We start from the raw sequence: 22871 nt of genomic DNA, 5'->3' as shown, positions 1-22871 counted from the left end.
TTCTTTCAAAAATACTGCGCGCCGCCTTTGATAAAACGCACCGAAGCGTTCTCCCGTCGGTTGACTCCGTTAAAGCTACCTTGTGGCACACGCCACATCTTGTTTAGTGCTGCTGCGGTCAAGCCCTGACACGGTTCGCAAGCAGACGTTGCACAAGACCTTAACATCAACGTCACCTAACGGTAACAGACCTCCCATACGCAAACCGGGGACGGTGTTCAACCCTACTGTAGCGGATTGTAGGTTACAGAGCGCCGCTAACTCTCCGTCTAGCGCAGTACGTTTATTATAAGCTATTGCTTGAAAAAAATCAAGTATTTTCCATACTTCTTTGAAAAGAAGTAAGTAAGAAAAGTTTAAGTTTCGGTTTCGTATTGTAATTGACAATTTCTATGTCAAGTGATATAATACCAATGTTGATTTATCAACGCGGTGTAATATGGAAAAGATATTCGAGAATTTTACTGTATCCATACTGAAACTCAATAAGCTCGTACAAAAGATCAAGCTTTACGAAATGGAGGAGTACGGGCTTAAAGCCATTCACGTTATGTGCGGTTATTATCTGTACGAGCACGCGGACGGGCTTACGATAAGCGAGCTCAGTAAATATTGCTTGGAGGATAAGGCGGCTATATCGCGCGCGGTGTCGACTATGCGCGATAAGGACTTGGCCGCATACGACGCCAAAACCTATAACGGCAAAATAACGCTTACCGATAAGGGCAAGGACTTTGCGATAGCGGTGGGGCATAAAGCCGACCGCGCCGTAAACGCGGGCAGCGCGGACATGACCGAAGAACAGCGCGTTGAGTTCTATAAAACGCTCGGCACGATAGTCGATAACCTAAAAGACTATTATGATAAGCTTACGGGCAATAAAACGGAATAACAAACAACGAGGTGTTTTTTGTAATTTATAGCATATCTTACTTTAAGTTGAAAGCGCGATATAAAGTCGTGCTTTTTAATTTGCTATAATGAAGTGACCGCTCAATGAGTTGATTGTACTAAAATTTAAAGTAAGTTTTTCTTAGACGATACGCTTGAAAAAAACGTTATGCTATGGTAAAATATATAATTATATAGGAGAAAATTATGGCGATAACGAGTAACGAAAAACAAAAAGTAAAAACAGTAATATCGGACTATCTTTCTTCAGATAAATCGTCAACACGTAAAGAAATTATGGACGCTGTTTTAGACGCTTTTGGTTTTTTCGATAAAGAAAAACAAAGTAAATCAAGTAACTCAAAATGTAATAACATTCGGAGCTACGCTGGTTCTGTTTTAAGTGAAATGTGTTCTAACGGCGATATAAAAAACGAAAACGGTAATTACGTGTTAATAAAGGAAAGAGCAGTTATAGTTGAAGAGGATCAATGCAGAAATGCAATATTAGCTTTTTTAAAGAAAAAGCCGTATACAAAGAAAGATTTATATGCTACGCTTCAAAAACATTTCAAAACGGATAAAACAAAAACAGTTGCTGATGATAACGCTTTGAAAGGATTGGCAGGGAATTTATTGAGCAGTTTAATTAACACTAAGAAAATACTTTTGGAAGACGGAAAATATTCTTTGCCGGTGCAAATAGAAAAGAAAGTTTATCCAAAACAGGCTGTTGCGGAAGAAACTTTCGAAAAAATCTTTTTAGAACGTTTATGTGATTGCGGAGGAGATTTTTTTGAGAGATTTGTTTCTAATTTGCTTGAAAAATACTTTATTATTACAGGTAGAGACGTGCTTAATTGTGAGGTAATAGGCGGAACAAATGACGGTGGCATAGACGTGGTAATCGATACCATTGAAGAACTCGGATTTACAGAGCAGATTATGGTTCAGGCAAAGTGCCGAAAAAATATACAGATCACCGAAAAAGAAGTTCGTGAGTTTTATGGCGCACTAAATGCAAAGGGCGGTAGCAGGGGAATATTTATCACAACCTCCACATTCCATCCCTGTGCTGAAAAACTCCTCTTATCAATAAATAACTGTGTCGGGATTAACGGGAGCAAAATGTTCGGCTTAGTAAAACAAACCGCTTACGGGATACGCAAAAATAAAGATGGGTATTTATTTGACGAAACAATATTTAATAATTAGATTTCAATTGAGTTAAAAATAAAAATGCTCTTGGACAAGTCGTTCGAGAGCATTTTTGTATTTGTATGTTTTTGCGCTTGCTTCTTTACTGGGTTTTGGAATGGACGAAGGAGTTCGGCATGAACTCGCCGTAGAACATTTGCTGGAAGGCGGCGATATTCGAGTATCTGTCTTTGGGGTAGATCGATAAGGCTTTAAGCAGTGATTTTTCGCGCACGGGCTGAATTTTTACGTTGAGCATGGACGGGGGAACGATCCTGTCGTTGAGCCTGCGTTCCGTCGCTTCGGGCGGGGGATTGCCGACCAAGCAGGTGTATATCGTTGCGCCCAATTCGTATATATCCGTCCACGGGCCTTGCGAGCCGCCTTGCGTGTACAGTTCGAGCGGGGAGTAGCCCTTTTTGAGAACGAAGAACGGTTTCTGTACGTTCTGGGTATAAATGGACGCCGCACCGAAGTCGATTAGCTTTATTGCCTTGTTGTCGACTATCTGAATGTTCTCGGGCGAAATGTCTTTATGGATAACGCCGTGCTGGTGCAGCCTGAGCATGGTTTCGAGCACGGGGCGCATGATATTGAGCGTTTCGGACATGGATAGTCTGCCGCCGCGCCCGTTTATGAAATGGTGCAAGCTCATACCGTTCAGGTATTCCATGGCGATATAAGCGGTGTTGTTCGTAAGGAAGAAATCGTAAATACTGACTATGCCGTCGAGGTGCTTGATAGAGGTCAAGACCTTGGCTTCCTGTATGAACGCGGTAAGCCAATAGTTAAACGCTCGGGCGTTGTCCGGTCCGTCGACCTCGACCGCCGTTGCGCGCGGCGCGCGCTTGGTATAACCCTTGGGGAAGAATTCCTTGATAGCGACAGCCGTGCAGGTCAGTATGTCATACGCTTTGTACGTTATACCGAAACCGCCCCGACCGAGCGGAAGCCCGATAAGGTACCGTCCTGCAAGCAGAGTGCGCAAGGGCAGTGCGCCGAGCGCCGTGACTTCGTCAGTCGCGCGTTTTCCGCAACGTGTGCAAATACGGGTGCGCGGGTCGAGCGTACCGAAGCAGTGAAGGCATATAGTTCTTATGTCGCGGGGGTCTTGCATTTGCGCCTACATTTCCTCAATATATAATTATAAAGGATAAGAACGAATTTGTCAATAATTTAGGGAGAATTAATAGTAATCATATTTTTCGAAAATAATCGCGTAAAGCAATAAACAACGAAGCGAAAATAATCGGGTGTATAAAAAACGAACATTAAAGTAAACACACGACACTGAAATTTTCTTGCTTACTTCTTTTCTAAAAGAAGTAAGAATCGATTGACCGAAGTTGCGTTATATGTTATACTTATTTCATGAGCAGTGCCGAGGTACAAACTACGCGGGAGACCGCGTACAGTAAACCGGAAGAACTGACAAACTTTATAACCTATGCGGTTGCCGCGGCGTTATCGTTTGTCGGGCTCGTTTTTTTATTGATAAAAGCGGATGGCGCGATGCAGGCTTTTTCGTCGTGCGTGTTCGGGCTTATGCCGCTTATAGCGTTCACCGTCGGCGCGCTCGGGCATATCGCTAACCCCGATAAGCAAGCCGTCCGCGTTATGCGCAGGTTCGAGCGTTGCATTATAGCCCTGCTCATGCTTGGCGTAATGGCGCCTATTCTCCTTATCGGCTTGCCGAGCGGCGGGGAAATCGACGCGGCGTGGGGCTACGTACTGTTCTCGATCATTGCGGCGGCTGTCGCGGCGGCTACGGTACTGAACGCAGTCAATATCAAGGAATACAGGTTGATAAGCTTGATATTATACGTGCTTGTAGCGGTTGCTTGCGCCGCGGGCGTACCTCGGATTTTATCGATCTGCGGCTGGGAGCTGTTCTCGTTCGCAATAAGCGGTTGCGCGGTTTACTTGATCGGCACTATTGTGTGCGCCATACGCACTCTTCCGGCGCGGCACGTAATCTGGCATTTATTCGTTATTTGCGGTGCGGTATTGCACTTTGTAGGCGTTTATATTTACTTGTTTTAAGAGGGTCAATCGAATCATGTACAAGAAGGTAACGGCATACGACGCGGTCGGCATGGAAAAGAAGATCGCCGAGTTCTGGAAAGAAAACGACGTATTCAACAAGAGCATAACGGCGCGCGAGGGCGGCGAGGAATTTTCGTTCTACGACGGTCCGCCGACCGCCAACGGCAAGCCGCACGTGGGGCACGTTTTGACGCGCACCATGAAGGATATTATTCCGCGCTTCCATACCATGAAGGGTAAGCACGTTTTGAGAAAGGCGGGCTGGGATACGCACGGTCTGCCCGTCGAGCTCGAAGTCGAGAAATCGCTCAATATCGACGGCAAACAGGATATAGAGAAGTACGGCGTAGAGCCGTTCATCGAGAAGTGCAAGCAGAGCGTTTGGAAGTACAAGTCGGAGTGGGAAAAAATGTCCGACCGCGTAGGCTATTGGGCGGACATGGACAACCCCTACGTGACATACGACGACAAGTATATCGAAAGTGTTTGGTGGTCGCTTAAAACCATATTCGATCGCGGGCTTATCTACAAAGGTCACAAGATCGTTCCATACTGCCCGCGCTGCGGCACGGCGCTGTCGTCGCACGAGGTGGCGCAGGGCTATAAAGACGTTACCGAGCGCACGGCGGTCGTCGGGTTCAAATCCGACTTCGAGGGCGGGTGCTATATCCTCGCGTGGACGACCACGCCGTGGACGCTTCCCTCTAACGTTGCGCTGTGTGTAAACGCCAAGTTCGATTATATTCTTATCGAAGCGGACGGCAACAAATACGTTCTTGCGAAAGAGCTTGTGGACAAGCATTTTAAAGAATATACCACGCTCAAAACTTATAAGGGCAGCGCGCTCGTCGGCGTTAAGTACGAGCCGCTTTACAAGACCTATAACGGCAAAGCCGACTGCTATAAAATAGTCAGCGACGGTTACGTAACGCTTACCGACGGCACGGGCATAGTACATATAGCGCCAGCGTTCGGCGAGGACGACGCGCGCGTCGGGCGGGATAACGGGCTTCCGTTCGTAAAGACGATAGACGAGCGAGGACGGTTCACCGAGCCCAAACAGTTCGAGGGCAAGTTCTGCAAGGACGCGGACAAGGACATAATCGCCGAGCTTAAATCGCGCGGTCAACTCGTATCCGCGCCGTCGTACACGCACAGCTATCCGTTCTGCTGGCGGTGCAATACGCCGCTTCTGTACTACGCGCGCGAAAGCTGGTTCATTAAGACGACCGCCGTCAAGGACAAGCTGATAAAGAACAACGCTTCGGTCAATTGGTATCCCGAGAGCATCGGTACGGGCAGGATGGGCAACTTCCTCGAAAACGTTATCGACTGGGGCTTGTCGCGCGACAGGTATTGGGGCACGCCGCTGCCTATCTGGGTATGCGACAAGTGCGGCAAGACCGAGGCTATCGGCAGCAAGCAGGAACTCAAAGACAAGTGCGGAATAAAAGGCGATATCGAGCTTCACAAGCCGTTCGTCGACGGCGCGACCTATAAATGCGCTTGCGGCGGCACGATGAAGCGCACGCCCGAGGTCATAGACTGCTGGTACGATTCGGGCTCTATGCCGTTCGCGCAGTATCATTATCCGTTCGAGAATAAAGAGGTTTTCGAAAAAACCTTCCCCGCCGATTTCATATCGGAAGCGGTCGACCAAACGCGCGGCTGGTTCTACACCTTGCTCGTTATCTCGACCCTTCTTTTCGACAAGGCACCGTTCAAGAACTGCTTGGTGCTCGGTCACGTAACCGACGAGCAGGGCAGGAAACAGTCCAAGCACCTCGGCAACGTAGTCGACCCGTTCTCCGTCCTCGACGCGACGGGCGCGGACGCGGTACGCTGGTACTACTACACGAACTCCGCGCCGTACCTGCCGAGCAGGTTCTATATGAAAGCGGTGTCCGAGTCGCAGAACAAGTTCCTCGGCACGCTGTACAACACCTACGCGTTCTACGTAATGTACGCCGATATAGACAGCTTCGACCCGACCAAGGTCGATAAGAAAAAGCTCAAATACACGCTCATGGATAAGTGGGCGCTGAGCGAGCTTAACGAACTCGTCAAGTTTGTGGACGACGGGCTTACGCAATACAAGCTGTACGAAACGGCGCGCGCTATTGCCGACTTTACCGACAAACTGTCCAACTGGTACGTGCGCCGCTGCCGCGAGCGCTACTGGGCGGGCGGCATGACGACCGACAAGACCACGGCGTTCTACACGCTGTATACAGTGCTCGAAACGCTCGCGCGTTTGGTCGCGCCGTACACGCCGTTTATCGCCGAGGAGATCTATCAAAACATAGTTCGCACGGTAGACGAAAAAGCGCCGCTGTCCGTGCATACGGCGGACTTCCCCAAGCCAGACAAAAAGCTCATCAACGAAAAGCTTACGTGCGATATGGAGCGCGTTATCAAGGCGGCGGAGCTCGGTCGCGCGGCGCGTAACAAGAGCGGGCTTAAAAACCGTCAAACGCTCGGCAAAGCGATAGTCGCGGGCGAGTTCCCGATCGAGTACGCCGATATCCTCGCCGACGAGCTCAACGTTAAGGCTGTCGAGGTCGGCGGCACGAGCGAGCTTACCGGTTACGACGTAAAACCGCAGTTAAAGACCGTCGGTCCCAAGTACGGCAAAAAGGTGGGCGCGATACGCACGCACTTAGCCGATAACGGCGACGTTGCCGCTAAAACCGTTTTGGCGGGTAATATATATAAGTTCGAGGTCGACGGCGAGCAGGTAGAGCTCACCAAAGACGATATGCTGATAGCAACGCGCGGTGCGGAAGGCTACTGCGTGGAAGCCGATCTTGATATGACCGTTGCGCTCGATATAAATCTCACCGAGGACCTTCTCTTAGAGGGCGGCGCGCGCGAGATAATCTCTAAGGTCCAGACCTTGCGCAAGAGTAGCGGGTTCGACGTTACCGACCGTATCAAGCTTTACTGGGCGGGCGACGAGTTCATAGAAAAAACGTTCGCGCTCCACGGCGAGCGCATAGCTAAGGTGACGCTTTCGGTCGAAGTGATTAAGCTTGCGACGGACGGCGAAGCCGCCGACATTAATGGACATAATGCCATTCTCAAAGTAGAAAAATGTTAGCGCCCGATTGGAACGATTATAAAATTCTCGGCAGCGGCGACGGGCTCAAACTCGAACGCTGGCGGGACATAATACTGCTCCGTCCCGATCCGCAGGCGATATGGCGCGCGACCGTTGATTATTCCGCGTTCGACTGCCACGCGAAATACGAGCGCGACAGGGCGGGCGGCGGCAGGTGGATAGTGCGCAAGCCTATGCCCAAGGAATGGACCATCGACTGGCGCGAGCATAAGTTCTACGTCAAGCCGACGGGGTTCAAGCACACGGGCGTTTTCCCCGAGCAAGCGGTCAATTGGGACAAGACGTCCGCGCTTGTAAAGTCGGGGCAGAAAAAGCTCGGGCGGCAGGTCAAGATATTGAACTTGTTTGCGTACACGGGCGCGTCGACGGCGGTGCTCGCCAAGGCGGGCGCGCACGTAACGCACGTAGACGCGGCGAAGGGCATGGTCGAGCGCGCACAGCTTAACTGCAAGCTAAATTCCGTTCCTACCGAGAACACTCGGTTCATTGTCGACGATTGCAAAAAGTTCGTCACGCGTGAGATAAAGCGCGGCAAGAAGTACGACGCGGTCATCATGGATCCGCCCAGCTACGGCAGGGGCGCGAACGGCGAGGTATGGCGAATGGAGGACGATATCTTCGAGCTCGTAAAGCTGACCACCGTGGTACTGACCGACGAGCCAATTTTCTTCCTGTTAAACAGCTACACGACGGGGCTTCAACCGCAGACCATTTCCAACGTTCTCTCTCTGAATATCCCGTACGGCAAGGTGACGGCTTACGAGGTATGCCTGCCGACTGAGCGAGATAACGTGGCGCTCCCGTGCGGTTGTTCGGGACTTCTCGAACGCGTATAGCTCGCGTGATACTGCGTCAAGCTTCGCGCGCCCTAGGGTCATGTAGGTGGGTCTACACTCCCCGTCGTGCGCACTCGCTTTCCTTGTCTGACGCGGCTCTACGCGCTCTCGCACAAGCTACAAATCACTCCGAAGGGGTCAAAAATTTCTAATTAATTTAAGGTGAAACAGTGCAAGACGATAAAGACAAAATTCAAGCGGCGCCGTCCAAGAAAATCAAGCTTAGGCTTGACGTAAAGGACGTCGTGCGGAAGCCCAAGGAGCAAGAGCCTAACGAGGACGGTATAACCGTGCTGTTCGAGGACAATCATTTGCTTGTGGTCGTTAAGCCGCAAAACGTTCCCACCCAAGCCGACGAGAGCGGCGACGAGGACCTTCTCACTAAGCTTAAAAAGTACCTTGTTAAAAAGTACAACAAGCCCGGAGAAGCGTACCTGGGACTCGTGCATAGGCTCGACCGCCCGACCGGCGGCGTTATGGTTTTCGCCAAGACGAGCAAGGCGGCGGCGCGGCTCAGTGAGCAGCTGAAAAATCACGACGAGTTCGAAAAGACCTACCTTGCCGTGACGAGCGGTAGACCCACGCGCACGGGCAAGATAGAACACTACCTCGCAAAAGACAGCAAGACCAATACGGTCGTCGTTGCGCCGAGCTCGCTCGAAGGCGCGAAAAAGGCGGAGAGCGATATAGAGATAAAGGACGAGCGCGACGGGCTTACGCTCGTTTCGGTAAAACTTTTGACGGGCAGGAGCCACCAAGCGCGCGTGCAGTTAAAGGCGTTGTCCGCGCCGATAGTGGGCGATTACAGATACGCGGGCAATAAGCTTATAAAGAGTCCGCACCTTGCGCTCTGGGCGTACAAGCTCGTTTTTGCGCATCCCGTAAGCGGCGATATCATGCGGTTCATCGCGCTTCCGCCCGACGAGTTTCCGTGGACGGTATTCGATACCGAATCGCTCGTCGATATAGTGCGACCTATAAGCACCAACCACTATTTTAATTAACAATCCAAAATCAGTAATCCAATCCGATAAAACAAGGAGTTAATATTATGTTAGATCAAGAGATTTCCAATCTTTTAGCCTTTGCCGAGACCAACCTTTTGCTCGACGAGCTCGACTGCGCACAAGCGGCGCGGCGCATTGCAAGGCTTCTCAAAATAACCGAGTTCATGCCGGTGGAAGCGCAGGAGGGCGTCGACGCGGTCGCTTCGCCCAATTCGCTTATCGAGCCGCTTTTGTCGTACGCGCTTGAAAATAAGCTCGTGGACGAAGCGGGCAAGGCGGCGCTAAAAGCCGAGATCATGGACGCGCTCATGCTCAAACCGTCGGAGATAAACGATCTGTTCGCCGACACCTATGCGGTCAATAAGCAAAAGGCGTTCGACTTCCTCTACGACTACTGCGTTAAGTCGGGCTACGTAGATCCCGAAGAATGCGCCAAGAACGACAGGTGGGAAGCGAAAGAGCTCAAAAGCAAGATCGAGATAATAATAAACACCATGCCTGCGGCTACTACCGACGGCAAGTACCCCAAGTGCGCGCTCTGCCACGAGAACGAGGGCTACGCGGGTAGGGCGAATATGCGCTCGGTATCGACAGAGATAGACGGCGAGGAATGGTTCTTCGACTTCTCGCGTCACCAATATTTCGATAAGCACGGCGTTTTGGTGAGCGCCGAGCACAAGCCCATGGCGGGCGGTATCGACACCATGAAAAAGCTCGCGCTTGCAGCCGACTTTATCGGTCAGGACGGGTTTGTGGGCGTGGACTCTCTCGCCGAGAACGGCGGAGCACACAATACCGCTCACGAGCATTTCAAGACCGGCTTTAATCAGCGCAACGTGCCCATGCTCAAACAGGGCTACAAGCTTAGGTTAAAGAGCCAAGAGTATCCGTACCTCGAAATGGGCACCGTCGATTGGTATCCCACCGTTATCCGCTTCTCGCACTCCAACCTTGAAAAGACGGTCGAGTTCGCGGCAAAGCTTATCGAAGCGTGGAAGGGCTACTCGGACGAGCGTATCCCCAACGACGGCAAGAGCAATTTTTGCAGCGTCGTGTGCCGCAAGGTGAACGGCAAGTATATATTCGACGTAGTGCTTCGCTCGTCGGCGCTCAAACGCCCGCGCATGGCAGCCGAGTTCGACGAGATCAAGGCGGGCGCGCTTTCGATAACCGATTTACTCGGCTACGTGGTGCTTCCCAACAAGCTCAGCGAGGACCTCAAAACCGCGCAGCTCTATCTCGACGGCACGCTCGCGTTCGACGTCAACGCCAAAACGCCCCTCCACAAAATGGTCGAGCGCATTCTCAAAGCGCAGGGCGGCACGGTGAGCAAGCTCGAAGCCAAGCTCAACGTTCACGACGAAGTCGACGCGGTCTGCGAGAAGATACTCGCTTCCACCGCCACGTTCGACAATAATACGATATTCGATTTCCTCGGCACGCTTAATATAAGAGAGCTGTAAAAAAGCGTATTTCGATATGGAACGTAAATTTAAGGGAAAAAGTCTTTTTGCGTTCCCGACCGATTATACCGTCGTGGATATAGAAACGAACGGTCTTATATCGGGCGTATGCGAGATCATCGAAGTATCGGCGCTCAAATACCGTAACGCGATATTGCAAGGCGAATTCTCGACCCTGATAAAGCCCACGCAGCCGATAACTTGGTTTACCGAGAACCTTACGGGAATAACCGACGAGATGGTGCAGAACGCGCCCGATATATACGGGGTAATGCAGGACTTCTATGATTTTGTCGGTAAGGATATTCTGATAGGGCATAACGTAAACTTCGACGTGAATTTCCTGTACGATAATCTGTGGCGGCATAACGGGCTGGTTCTAGATAACGACTTCGTCGATACGCTGCGGCTTGCGAGAAAGGCTCTGCCTTGGTTACACAACCATAAGCAAACGACGGTAGCCGCGTATTACGGAATAGAAACGACAGGCGCGCACAGAGCGCTACGAGATTGCGAAATTTGCAACGCCTGCTATCTCAATTTGAAAAGGGAATTGAAGTCAAACAAATAGCTCGCTATCTCCGTTGTCGAAGTATAGCGGGCTATTCTTTTATTTCGCGTCGGAAAAGTTAAAATGTAAGATTAATAATCAATTTTAATGCACGTGCGTTGTATTTTTTGTATGCTTTTTTGGTCTCGATTATATTTTCCGCTATCAAGATATTGTGCACGTGTGGAAATTATTTCTTCAGCCTTTTTATAGTGAGAATTGGATATTAAGCGGACGATGGATATTACTATAAAGATAGCTTCTAATATTAACCAACCGAAGCGTGTAATACCTAACATATAATAATATATTATCCAATTAGATTTTTCCACGTTAAAAGTCGAGGGAAGCGCGTATGATAATATTAGAGGGATTGCAAACAATGCTGTGGCAGATATTATATAAAGTAGTGGAATATAAGCTACACCTAATTCTTTTAGAGGTTTGAGTTTCGTTTTTTGTATAATGTATGTAGCTATGGCACATATAAATCCTGCTGCAAAAAGAATCGGTACTATATAAATGGGAATCGTCGCCATTAACGTTTTAAATGTTTTAAAACTATTTAATACTGTAGCATCTACGGTAGGTATAGGTTTTGTTGACGCCGAAGAAGAGAATAGTATTGAAAAAAATACGAGTAAGTGAGAGATTTGTGCAAAGGCGTTTCGTTTAATCGCGTCTGATTTTTTGGGCGGGGTAGTAGGTTCATTATTTTGTAATTCGTTATACCTAGTCCAATCTATAGAATTTTCCATTTGCATAACCTCTTGGAAGTCTTCTCTTGGGATTACTCTTAAGTAAAACTCTAAGGTGTTGGTTTTCCTAGCTTCGGTTGCGACACCATAGGTATAGGTACTCTTTTTCTCTTGAATATCTACTTTTCCGTTAGAACTTATCGTTCCTGTATATCCCGAAACATAGGTACCCGTTTCATTATGATAGTTATACCCGTCATAAGATTCACTAATCGTGTAATGTTTATAGCCCTTTAATTGCAAATCGTTCTCATCTATTATTTCCTCATCTATATTGTAGAATTGATTATGCCCCCTGCTAAAGTATCCTTTGAATTGAAAATAAGGGATGTTATGACTATCACGGGAAGAGGACAATCTGAAATTGTAGTCAAATGTGTTGGATGAGCCGTAGTAACCTGTATCGCCATGAAAGCGGGGAACGTACATAACATATCCAATTGACAGTGCTTTGTTTACTATTTTTTGAAATTTAGTTTCAATAATTTTGTCAGCTGCGATGCTGTTTTTAATTTCGATATTTCTATTTTCTTCAAATGACATATATTCATCCCTCGTTTAGTAGATTTATATATATCATTATATCAGAACAATAGTTCTAAGTCAATATATTTTAGAATAAAAGTTCTAATATATTTATATGAGTTTTGGGGATAGATTAAAAGACCTATTAAAGGAAAACAATATATCACAATCGACCTTGGCTGCTGCTATAAGCGTTTCACAAAGAGCGGTGTCAAAATGGATAAATCACCAAAGTGAGCCGACCGAAAGCTGTATTGTTAAATGCGCGAATTATTTTTCCGTGTCAACGGATTATATGTTGGGAGTGCGCGACGATTATTGATTGTAACAAAGAAGCGCTTGGATATATTCCAAGCGCTTCTTATACGCCGCATTTCGATATAAATATGATTTATGCAGGAACGCGTTCTTCGAGCGAGGGTTCCTGCGATTTGTCGGGGTCCTCGTAGGCGGGTTCTGCCAACATGAACACCTTGCCGTCACGAACGTAAATTTCCAAATCGTGATCGAACGGGTCTTCTTCCAACGCGGAATAGTCGAGCGCGCTATCTTTGATTTGCTCGCAAATGAGTTCTCCCACGCCTTCCGGAAGATCGCGATACTTTTTCTTTTTATTTACGAGAGAGGGAAGGGCGTGGAAGAATGCGTCTACTCTGCCACGCTTGCGCTTGAATTCTACAATATCGATTTTGAGCGTTTTGGTTTCCAGTTCGTGCCAATCTTTGAGCGTGTCCTTTACCTTTTTCGTGCGTTCGAAATAGGTATCAAAGAGGGAGCGGCAAAACTCACGCGAAACCTGCCCGCGCGAACGGTTGAGTACGTATTTTAAATCGCTCACGTAATACAGTACGGCGAGCAGGCGGTTTTGGTACTCCACCCAGGGCTGTATCTCCCAAACGGTATCGCAGTACTTTTTAAAGTCTACGATCTTCACGCGAGAGTACTCATTCAGCGTTTCGTTCGCTTGACCTAGTAGCTGCACACATTCTCCCTCGATGGAGGAAAGCTCGATTAGCGTTCGTGCGCACAGATCGGCATTTGTCTGCAATTCGGTTTTGTGCATTAGTAGCACGATCACGCGGGTGATGAGCGCCTCTACCTTGCTCTTGTATTCGTTTTGCTGAAAAGATGCGATACTGCGAATGCTGTCGTTCAAACGATTTAGACCCTTGGCAATATCCGTCATATACTTTTGCCCGACTATGAGCGCCGCTACGCCGAACACGAGCGAGCTTGCCGTACTGAGCGCCCCACTCGTCGTACTGAGCGCCGCCGCGCTCTTTTTTTGAAAGAGCCCGAAAAACGCCTTCTTCGCGTCTCGCGAGGGTGGAATTTTGGATGCGGCGGGCAAGATCGCCTGATAGGCTTTTCCTACCGCCTGCGAGCTCGCGGAGAGCACGCACGCGATCTCCGGCACGGCTTGGTTGAGGCGGGCGAGAATGATCTCGTCATCGATCTCTACCAACTTGCTTTCATCGATAACCTTATCGGGCAAAAGCTGCTCAACTTTTACGCTCACGTTCGTTTGCTTCTTTAATTTGCGCGATTTTAATCCAAACATTTTTTGTCCTATTCGAATACTCGTTGCGTGATAGTCCTACCGTTCCGCAAATAAGCTTCGCCTATATTGTATCACATTTACGCAGGGAAGTAAATTATATCTGCGTATTTACGCAAACTTTCGAAATGCAAAAAGGCATCTCTGATTTTTAAAAGTTGTATTTTTACGCGATGAAAAAATCTCTCTGACAAATTGTCAGAAAGATTTTAACTGCGTGAGATGAAGTAAAATAAATTACCGTTTATTGTACAATCATTTTATATCCCAAGTACGCCCGCGACGAATAGAATGCCGATTATCATGGCTGCGGTCGTAAGAATAAACACAGCGAGAGCTATAAACCCGATAGGGCGGCGGTTGCAACGGAACTGATAAAAAATGCCCATAAGCGCAGAGCATATATATTCGACGAGTAGTACCACCAAGGCTACCACAAATCCTATGATAAATACTATAAATACGATTATTCCCAGGTCGCCCAAGTCTAATATTGCCATGATCGCCCAAGCGCACAGTACGAACATACCCGTCGTGAATATGCTCATGATAATGGAATACACGCCGAACCACATGGTTGTTTCTTTGCGCCCCGGCTCGTCGCATATTTTGCGGTATCTTCGGTTTAACCGAAAAAATACGTTACTTATCCAATTAAAGCCGCCGAGCAAACAGCCTATATTGCTCATCATGGTTACGTTACCTCCGTTATTGTTTTAGTTTCCTTTGCAGTATACCATATTTGCGATTTGGTTTATTATATCACAATCACAGATTGATTTTTCGATTTCTTTGCAATAATCGATACTCATGGTTCTTTCCGTATTTGCGGTTTGGTTTATTATATCACAATATACCGCGGTTGTCAATATTCTTCTTTACGGCAGCCTGTGCCCAGCCGATTCGTATATCTTGTACCACTCGTAGTCGGTTAGCGTAACTTCACAGCAATCCTTGTAGCCGAGCATATGCTTGTCGAGCGTAGTGCCGACTATCGCCTGCATATCGGCGGGGTGGTGTAGAACCCAAGCGATAGCGACCGCTTCGGGCGTTACGTCGTATTTTTGTGCCAAACCGTTCAGCAAGGCGTTCAGCGCGAAGTATTTTTCGTTTGCCTTATTTTCGGTTATCGCGCCGCGAAAGAAGTAGCCCGTTTCGTCGGTGAACTCGCACTGCATAGTGCCGTAGGTTTGTATCGTTATATCGTTCATGCGGCAGTATTCGAGCACGCCGCCGCTTTTGTCGCACGCCGACGGGTGGTCGGTGTTCACGTTTATGCCGTAGTCTATGATAGGGCAGTACGCGGGACCCAGCTGCAATTGGTTGGCAATAAGCTTTTGCTTAACGGTGCGCTGTAAAAACTCGGTTTGCTGCGCCGAGAAATTGCTGACGCCGAACAGCCGCACCTTGCCCGATCGTTCGAGCTCGTCGAAAGCCCTGGCTATTTGTTCGGGGCGCATGAGAGTATCGGGGCGGTGCAATAGCAGTATATCTATATGGTCGGTATTAAGGCGTTTCAGCGAGCCTTCGACGGACGATATAATATGGTCGTGGTTCAAATCGTACATTCCGCCCTTAATGCCGCATTTGGTTTGCAATACTATTTTTTGGCGTAGCGACGGGTCGATTTTTATCAGTTCGCCAAGCTTGCTCTCGCACGAGCCGCCGCCGTATATATCGGCGTTATCGAATAGGTTCACGCCTATATCGAGCGCGGCGCGGATAAGCCGATCCACGTTTTGCATAGGTTTATCGGCTATGCGCATAAGCCCAAGCGCAAGCCGTGACACCTCGATTCCGCCTAAATTCTTGTATTTCATTGTATAAGTATAACACAGTTCGGCATAAAAATCAATAGATTTACCCGATGCCAACCCGTGTTGAACACATTTTCAGGGACAAATCGTGACTTATACTGCGTCAACGCCCTTGTATAGCCGACGTAAGGCTTATACTGCGGGCGTTTCCTTGTCTAAGCCTACGATTTGTTTCCCTGAAAATGCTCGCTTTTGCGGAGGCGCGTTTCGAGCTATTTGTCGACTTGTCGAGCGAAGTCGTAGCCAATGCGCTACTACGAGCGAGAGAAGGCGGAAAAGAGCCGAAATCGCGCCCTGCCAAAAGTGTTCACACGGGGTTGGCATCGGGTATTGCTGTTGTTTTTAGTATGGCGATAATAAGTTTTTATTATGGTTAAACGACTGTCGAATTTTCGTCAAGTACTTGACAATTATAGCGAAATATTGCATAATATAACAGATATCAAAGGAGGTCTTATGGACGAACTAATTGTACAGGACGAACAATCCTTGAAAGAGCTGATCAAGCGTGTGCGCGCCGCTCAAACCGAGTACGCTTCCTACACGCAGGAGCAGGTAGACAAGATTTTCCTTGCGGCGGCGACGGCTGCCGACAAGGCGCGGCTCGACCTTGCCGAAATGGCCGTTAAAGAGACGGGCATGGGCATAGTCGAGGATAAGGTTATCAAAAACCACTATGCCGCCGAGTATATCTACAACGCCTATCGCGATACCAAGACTTGCGACGTTATAGAAACAGACGAGGCGTACGGCGTACAGGTTCTTGCCGAGCCCGTCGGTATCGTAGCGGCTATCGTTCCTACGACCAATCCCACCTCTACCGCTATATTCAAGGCGTTACTTGCGCTCAAAACGCGTAACGGTCTTATATTCTCGCCGCACCCGCGTGCAAAGAACTGCACGATCGCGGCGGCTAAGGTTGTGCTCGACGCGGCGGTCGCTGCGGGCGCGCCCAAGGGCATTATCGGCTGGATAGACGTTCCCAGCGTTCCGCTCTCGGCGGCGGTCATGAGCGACTGCGACCTCATTCTCGCAACGGGCGGTCCCGGCATGGTGCGCGCGGCGTACTCGTCGGGCAAACCCGCAGTCGGCGTCGGCGCGGGCAACACTCCCGTTATCGTCGACAGTTCGGCGGACATCAAGCTCGCGGCGTCCAGCATACTCCACAGTAAATCGTTCGACAACGGCATGATCTGCGCGTCAGAGCAGTCGGTCATCGTCATGCCCGACGTTTACGACGAGTTCCGCAAAGAACTCGATTACCGCGGCGCGTACTTCCTCAATGCCGAGGAGATCGACAAGGTCCGCAAAACCATACTTATTAACGGTTCGGTCAACGCCAAGATAGTCGGGCAGAGCGCTGCTACTATCGCCAAGCTCTGCGGCTTCGAGGTTCCCGAGACCGCGCGCATACTCGTAGGCGAGGTCGAATCGGTCGAGCTCGAAGAACCGTTCGCGCACGAAAAGCTTTCGCCCGTGCTTGCAATGTACAAAGCAAAAGACTTTAACGACGCGCTCAAAAAAGCCGAAAAGCTCGTCGCCGACGGCGGCTACGGTCACACCTCGGTCATTTACGCCAACGAGCACACCGAGGGCGCGAAGATCCAGGCTTTTGCGGATCTCATGAAAACCTGCCGTATACTCGTCAACACGCCCGCGGCGCAAGGCGGTATCGGCGACATCTATAACTTCAAGCTTCGTCCGTCGCTCACGCTCGGTTGCGGGTCGTGGGGCGGCAACTCGGTATCCGAAAACGTTTCGGTCAAGCACCTACTCAACTATAAAACGGTAGCAATAAGGAGAGAGAATATGCTGTGGTTCCGCGCGCCCGAAAAGGTGTACTTCAAAAAGGGTTGTATGCCCGTTGCGCTTCAAGAGCTGAAAGACATGGGCAAAAAGCGCGTGTTCATAGTTACCGACGAATTCCTGTTCAAGAGCGGGTTCTCTAAGCAGGTGAGCGACGTGCTCAACGAAATGGGTATCGTCAACACCACGTTCTCAGACGTTCAGCCCGATCCTACGCTTGCTTCGGCTAAGAAGGGCGCGGAAGCCATGCGCTCGTTCGAGCCCGATACGGTCGTCGCGCTCGGCGGCGGCAGCGCGCTCGACGCAGGCAAGATCATGTGGGTGCTGTACGAGCATCCCGAAGTCGACTTCGCCGACATGGCTATGCGGTTCATGGATATAAGAAAGCGCGTTTACCGCTTCCCCGAAATGGGCAAGAAAGCGTACTTCGTCGCTATCGCCACCACCGCAGGCACGGGCTCCGAGGTAACGCCGTTCGCCGTTATCACCGACGAAAAGACCGGACTTAAATACCCGATCGCCGACTACGAGCTTCTGCCCAAGATGGCTATTTGCGATCCCGGGCTTATGATGAGTATTCCCAAGGGACTTACCGCCAACTCCGGCTACGACGCTATGGTCCACGCGCTCGAAGCGATCGCTTCGGTCATGTCCAGCGACTTCGCCGACGGCATGGCTAAGGAAGCTATCAAGCTTATTTTCGAATATCTGCCTATCGCGTACAACGACGGCAAGAACGAGAAAGCCCGCGCCGAAATGGCGTATGCCGCTACCATGGCGGGTATGGCGTTTGCTAACGCGTTCCTCGGTATCTGCCACTCCATGGCGCACAAGCTCGGCTCGTATCACCACCTGCCGCACGGCATGGCGAACGCGTTGCTCCTTCCCGACGTAATGCGGTTCAACGCCGCCGAAGCGCCCAACAAGATGGGTACCTTCCCGCAATACGATCATCCCACGTGCTTGCACCGCTATGCGGAGATCGCCGAAATGGTCGGCATAAAAGGCAAGACCGACGAAGAAAAGCTCAATAAGCTTATCGATAAGCTCGTCGAGCTTCGCCGCGCAGTAGGGCTTCCCGACACGATCAAGGCGGCGGGCGTACCCGAGGATAAGTTCCTCGAATCGCTCGATGAAATGAGCCGCGCCGCGTTCGACGATCAGTGCACGGGCGCCAACCCGCGCTATCCGTTGATCGCCGAGGTCAAGCAGATCTATCTCGACGCTTACTACGGCACTAAGAAGGCGAAATAATAGGAGGGGAAATAATGAGTATGAACGAAATTGCAAAAAGACCGAATAAGGTCGTTTACCGCGACGGCGAATGCTGCTACAAGGTTTTCGCGGCGGACTATAATAAAGCCGATATTTTGAACGAGGCGCTCAATCAGGCGCGCGTAGAAGCCACGGGCTTGTTCATTCCCAAGGTCCACGAGGTGAAGAAACTCGACGACGGCAGGCTCGCTATCGTCATGGACTACGTAGAGGGCAAGTCGCTCGCGGCGCTCATTGCCGAGAATCCCGCTAAGCGCAGCGAGTATATCGCGCGGCTTATCGATATTCAGTTGTCCATGCACAAGCTTACCGCGCCCGACCTTAACAAGCAGCGCGACAAGTTCGCTCGTAAGTTCGAGCAGTCTGGGCTTGACGCCACGACGCGCTACGAGCTCCACGCTCGGCTCGACGGTATGCCCAAGCACAACAAGCTTTGTCACGGCGACTTTAACCCGTCCAACGTTATAATCACGGCGGACGACCGCGCTTGCATTATCGATTGGTCGCACGCGACTATCGGTAACGCTTCGGCGGACACCGCGCGCACGTACCTTTTGTTCAAGCTCGCGGGCGACGACAAGACCGCCGAGGACTACATGACGGCGTTCTGCAAAAAGTCCGACACCGCGCGCCAGTACGTCGAAGCGTGGCTGCCTATCGTAGCCGCTTCGCAAATGGCTAAGGGCAAGCCCGAAGAAAAGGAAATGCTTAGCAAATGGGCTGACGTTTGCCAATATGACTAAAATAATCATGAATTAGTAATTAGGAATTAGGAATGATAATGTACACCGAATGGGGTCAAGCGTTTCTAATTCCTAATTGCTTATTATGCTACATTAATTTTTAATTTATATTTGACAGAGGTTACTATGATACTTAGCGTATGCGTCGGTAGCTCGTGCCATTTAAAGGGCTCGTACGACGTGATAGAAGCGTTCAAAACGCTAATCGAGAAATACAAGGTTGCTGACAAGATCGAGCTTCGCGCCTGTTTCTGCCTTAATAGGTGCTCTTCGGGCGTTGCGGTAAAGGCGGGCGATAACTACATACTCGACGTCAACCCCACCAACACGGAAGAGAAGTTCGTTAACGAAATCATTCCGCTTTTGGGGTAGATGCTACCATGTTTTATCTTGACTTTCTTAAAGCCAATTGCAAGAACTGCTATAAATGCCTGCGCGCTTGTCCCGTCAAGGCGATAGATGCGCGCGACGGACAAGCGAAGATAATCGAGAGCCGTTGCATACTCTGCGGGCATTGCACCAAGGTCTGTCCGCAGAACGCCAAGAGCGTGCATAGCGACGTGCAGGCGATAGAACAGCTTTTGCAAAAGAAAAAGATCATCGCGTCCGTTGCGCCTGCGTTCGTGTCGTCGTTCGGCATGACCGACTTCGCGCCCTTCCGTGCGGCGTTAAAGTCGCTCGGGTTCTTCGACGCGTTCGAAACGTCGGAGGGTGCGGCGGCTGTGACCGCCGAGTATAAAAAACTGCTCGAAAGCGGCAAGTACGATAACTTTATAACTTCGGCGTGCCCCGCGGTAAACCGCGCTATCGAGCTTTACCACCACGACGCGTTGAAGTATCTCGCGCCCGTCGTTTCGCCGATGGTCGCGCACGCCAAAATACTTAAAACGCGGTATCCCGACGCCGAGATAGTATTCGTCGGTCCGTGCATTGCCAAAAAGCGCGAAGCCAAGGAAAGCGGTGTGCTTATCGGCGCGCTCACGTTCGAGGAGCTTGCGGGGCTGCTCGCCAAGCATAATATCGAGATAGAAAAGCCGAAGGCGCCGTCTAAGCCCGCGGCTAAAAAATCGGCTTCCGCCGATAAAGAAGTAGCGGCAACGGCGGCGACCGCAAGCGCGGACGCGCCCGCTATGCGCGCCAAGTTCTATCCCATATCGCGCGGCATAATCAAGTCGTTCGACAGCTTCCCCGATGATTACGAATATATCGCAATGGACGGTGTTAATAGGCTCGATCAGGCGATAGAGGACTTGTTGGGCGTTCATCACGTATTCCTTGAAATCAACGCTTGCGACGGCGCGTGCGTAAACGGTCCGTGCTCGATCAAGCACGAGGGCGGCATTGTTGAAGCGAACGTATCGGTGCGCAACTACACCAACAGCGCGCCTATCGATACCGTGCCCCAATACACCGATATTTCGGCGACCTACAAGCCGCGCAAGGCGGGCGACCGCGTTCCCACCGAGGACGAGATAAAAGATATCTTAAAGCGCACGGGCAAGACCGAACCGCGCCACGAGCTCAACTGCGGCGCGTGCGGATATTCGACCTGCCGCGAAAAGGCATGGGCGGTAGTCAATGGCTACGCCGAGGTCGAGATGTGCGTGCCGTATATGCGCGAGAAAGCCGAGAGCATGGGCAACGTCATAATCGAGAACAGCCCCAATGGTATTATCGTTTGCAACGGCGAGCTCAAAATTACCGAGATCAACCGCACGGCGCAAGCGCTTATCGGCATGGCAAATCCCGAGTACATATTCGACTGCTTCGACCCGTCGGCGGTGTTCAAGGCGGCGGACAGCGGTTTAGCCGCGCACGTCGACAAGCAAAAGCTCGATAAAACGGGCAAGTTCGTCGATATAAATATCGTGCCGCTCGCCAAAGAAAAATCGCTTTTGGTCGTTCTTACCGATATAACCGACCGCGTAAACTACGAAGCGGAGCTCGACAAGGTCAAGCAGGGCACGCTCAAAGTTACGACGGCGGTCATAGATAAGCAAATGCGCGTAGCGCAGGAGATAGCGTCGCTGCTCGGCGAAACCACTGCCGAGACCAAGGTCGCGCTTCTCAAACTCAAAGACGCCATGATAGGGGACAAAGACAATTGAGTTACTTTATCGACAGCGGCTACACGTCGCTTAACCACGTCGGCGAGGAGCTTTGCGGCGACCGCGTCGAGTGCGCGGTAAACGGTGATTACCTTACCGCCGTTCTTTGCGACGGCATGGGTAGCGGCGTAAAAGCCAATATTTTGGCGACGCTCTCGTCCAAGATCTTATGCACCATGCTGTCGGCGGGTGTGCCTATCCGCGACTGCATAGAAACGCTTATTGCTTCGCTTCCCGTATGTAAGGAGCGTGGCGTGGCGTACGCTACGTTCTCGGTCTGCCACATAAACCGCGAGGGCAAGGGCGAGCTTTTGGAATTCGATAACCCTGCGGCGATACTCATTCGCGACGGCGAGGTCAGCGATCTTCCGCGCACCAAAGCGGTCGTTTGCGGCAAGAACGTTTACACGACCGAGCTCGATCTCCGCGCGGGCGACGCCGTTATCATGACGAGCGACGGCGTGGAGCACGCGGGTATAGGTATGCTCATGAACTTCGGGTGGGAACGCCCGCAGATCAAGGACTACCTAAAACGCGCGGTGCGCCCCGATATGTCGGCGCGCGCCATTTCGGCTACGCTCGCCGCCGAGTGCAACGAGCTGTATATGGATATGCCGGGCGACGACACCACGGTGCTCGGTATCAAGGTGCGAAACCCCGAACCCACGTCGGTGTTCGTCGGGCCGCCTATGCGCAAAGAGGATGACGCGCAGTACGTAAAAGACTTTATGGCGTTAGCCGGTAAAAAGGTCGTTTGCGGCGGTACGAGCTCGCAAATAGTGGCGCGCCACCTCGGCAAAGAAGTCACATCGAGCATAGAGTTCCCCGACCGCGATATCCCGCCGATAGGGTACATAGACGGCATCGACCTCACGACCGAGGGCGTCGTTACGGTCAAGCGCGTTTTGGAGCTGTCCGAGAAATACCTCGACAATGCCGACTGCAAGTCGACAGTGCTCGATAAACGCGACGGCGCCACCCTGCTTGCGAGAATGCTATTCGAGGGCTCGACCGAGGTCAATTTCTTCGTCGGTCAGGCGCAGAACCACGCGCACGACGGACTGCCTATCGAAACGCGCATGAAGCTTAAATTAATCGACGCGCTCGCCGAAAACCTCAAAAAGATGGGGAAGACGGTGAACGTGCGTTATAATTAACAATTAACAATTA

The 22871-nt window shown here is 50.5% G+C and carries 19 protein-coding genes and 1 other RNA gene; 14 read left to right on the top strand and 6 right to left on the bottom strand.

Annotated elements, in window-relative coordinates:
* Positions 1 to 14: 14 nt before the first annotated feature.
* An RNA gene (gene ffs, locus HDT28_09650) (signal recognition particle sRNA large type) lies at positions 15 to 278 on the bottom strand.
* A gap of 161 nt (positions 279 to 439) precedes the next feature.
* Here ffs and HDT28_09645 point away from each other — a divergent pair.
* Entirely contained in the window at positions 440 to 892 is a 453-nt protein-coding gene (locus HDT28_09645) for a winged helix-turn-helix transcriptional regulator (GenBank protein MBD5132828.1), read from the top strand.
* 206 nt (positions 893 to 1098) lie between these two features.
* Positions 1099 to 2106 (top strand): restriction endonuclease, encoded by a 1008-nt coding sequence (locus HDT28_09640; protein MBD5132827.1) that lies wholly within the window; start codon positions 1099 to 1101, stop codon positions 2104 to 2106.
* Between the two features lie 85 nt (positions 2107 to 2191).
* Here HDT28_09640 and HDT28_09635 read toward each other — a convergent pair whose 3' ends face one another.
* The gene (locus HDT28_09635; GenBank protein MBD5132826.1) at positions 2192 to 3205 is read right to left on the bottom strand and encodes a serine/threonine protein kinase; all 1014 of its coding nucleotides are present in this window, start codon (positions 3203 to 3205) and stop codon (positions 2192 to 2194) included.
* A gap of 254 nt (positions 3206 to 3459) precedes the next feature.
* On the opposite strand from HDT28_09635, the gene HDT28_09630 reads away from it, so the two are divergent.
* The 6 genes from HDT28_09630 (at position 3460) to HDT28_09605 (ending at position 11132) form a co-directional block, all read left to right on the top strand.
* Positions 3460 to 4131: a hypothetical protein gene (locus HDT28_09630; GenBank protein MBD5132825.1), complete on the top strand. Its 672-nt coding sequence runs from the start codon at positions 3460 to 3462 to the stop codon at positions 4129 to 4131.
* Between the two features lie 16 nt (positions 4132 to 4147).
* The gene (locus tag HDT28_09625; GenBank protein ID MBD5132824.1) at positions 4148 to 7234 is read left to right on the top strand and encodes an isoleucine--tRNA ligase; all 3087 of its coding nucleotides are present in this window, start codon (positions 4148 to 4150) and stop codon (positions 7232 to 7234) included.
* A complete protein-coding gene (locus tag HDT28_09620) occupies positions 7228 to 8091 on the top strand; it encodes an SAM-dependent methyltransferase (protein MBD5132823.1) in 864 nt (287 codons plus the stop codon). Before HDT28_09625 ends, HDT28_09620 begins: the two co-directional genes overlap by 7 nt.
* A gap of 245 nt (positions 8092 to 8336) precedes the next feature.
* Positions 8337 to 9095 (top strand): RNA pseudouridine synthase, encoded by a 759-nt coding sequence (locus HDT28_09615; GenBank protein MBD5132822.1) that lies wholly within the window; start codon positions 8337 to 8339, stop codon positions 9093 to 9095.
* Positions 9096 to 9142: 47 nt separating this feature from the next.
* A complete protein-coding gene (locus HDT28_09610; protein MBD5132821.1) occupies positions 9143 to 10561 on the top strand; it encodes a hypothetical protein in 1419 nt (472 codons plus the stop codon).
* Positions 10562 to 10577: 16 nt separating this feature from the next.
* A complete protein-coding gene (locus HDT28_09605; GenBank protein ID MBD5132820.1) occupies positions 10578 to 11132 on the top strand; it encodes a 3'-5' exonuclease in 555 nt (184 codons plus the stop codon).
* Positions 11133 to 11203: 71 nt separating this feature from the next.
* Here the strand turns inward: HDT28_09605 and HDT28_09600 are convergent, their stop codons facing one another.
* Entirely contained in the window at positions 11204 to 12412 is a 1209-nt protein-coding gene (locus HDT28_09600; protein ID MBD5132819.1) for a hypothetical protein, read from the bottom strand.
* A gap of 97 nt (positions 12413 to 12509) precedes the next feature.
* On the opposite strand from HDT28_09600, the gene HDT28_09595 reads away from it, so the two are divergent.
* Entirely contained in the window at positions 12510 to 12716 is a 207-nt protein-coding gene (locus HDT28_09595; GenBank protein MBD5132818.1) for a helix-turn-helix transcriptional regulator, read from the top strand.
* Between the two features lie 69 nt (positions 12717 to 12785).
* Here HDT28_09595 and HDT28_09590 read toward each other — a convergent pair whose 3' ends face one another.
* The 3 genes from HDT28_09590 to HDT28_09580 all read right to left on the bottom strand — a co-directional run bounded on the left by HDT28_09590 (position 12786) and on the right by HDT28_09580 (position 15772).
* Positions 12786 to 13955, bottom strand: a complete 1170-nt coding sequence (locus HDT28_09590) for a hypothetical protein (GenBank protein MBD5132817.1) — start codon at positions 13953 to 13955, stop codon at positions 12786 to 12788.
* A gap of 257 nt (positions 13956 to 14212) precedes the next feature.
* Positions 14213 to 14644, bottom strand: coding sequence for a hypothetical protein (locus HDT28_09585; GenBank protein ID MBD5132816.1), 432 nt, complete (start codon positions 14642 to 14644; stop codon positions 14213 to 14215).
* A 186-nt stretch (positions 14645 to 14830) separates the two neighbouring features.
* Entirely contained in the window at positions 14831 to 15772 is a 942-nt protein-coding gene (locus tag HDT28_09580) for an aldo/keto reductase family oxidoreductase (protein ID MBD5132815.1), read from the bottom strand.
* Between the two features lie 453 nt (positions 15773 to 16225).
* Here HDT28_09580 and adhE point away from each other — a divergent pair, with 453 nt between their 5' ends.
* The 5 genes from adhE to HDT28_09555 all read left to right on the top strand — a co-directional run bounded on the left by adhE (position 16226) and on the right by HDT28_09555 (position 22858).
* Entirely contained in the window at positions 16226 to 18829 is a 2604-nt protein-coding gene (adhE, locus tag HDT28_09575; protein ID MBD5132814.1) for a bifunctional acetaldehyde-CoA/alcohol dehydrogenase, read from the top strand.
* Between the two features lie 14 nt (positions 18830 to 18843).
* Positions 18844 to 19593 carry an aminoglycoside phosphotransferase family protein gene (locus tag HDT28_09570; GenBank protein ID MBD5132813.1) on the top strand — a complete coding sequence of 250 codons (750 nt, stop codon included), beginning with the start codon at positions 18844 to 18846 and terminating at the stop codon, positions 19591 to 19593.
* Positions 19594 to 19719: 126 nt separating this feature from the next.
* A complete protein-coding gene (locus HDT28_09565; protein MBD5132812.1) occupies positions 19720 to 19965 on the top strand; it encodes a (2Fe-2S) ferredoxin domain-containing protein in 246 nt (81 codons plus the stop codon).
* 8 nt (positions 19966 to 19973) lie between these two features.
* Positions 19974 to 21701 (top strand): 4Fe-4S binding protein, encoded by a 1728-nt coding sequence (locus HDT28_09560; protein ID MBD5132811.1) that lies wholly within the window; start codon positions 19974 to 19976, stop codon positions 21699 to 21701.
* Positions 21698 to 22858: a SpoIIE family protein phosphatase gene (locus HDT28_09555; GenBank protein ID MBD5132810.1), complete on the top strand. Its 1161-nt coding sequence runs from the start codon at positions 21698 to 21700 to the stop codon at positions 22856 to 22858. Before HDT28_09560 ends, HDT28_09555 begins: the two co-directional genes overlap by 4 nt.
* Positions 22859 to 22871: the final 13 nt, after the last annotated feature.

The organism is Clostridiales bacterium, from assembly GCA_014799665.1.
Taxonomy (GTDB): Bacteria; Bacillota; Clostridia; order Christensenellales; family Pumilibacteraceae; genus Anaerocaecibacter.
This window is presented reverse-complemented; position numbering and strand designations above follow the sequence as displayed.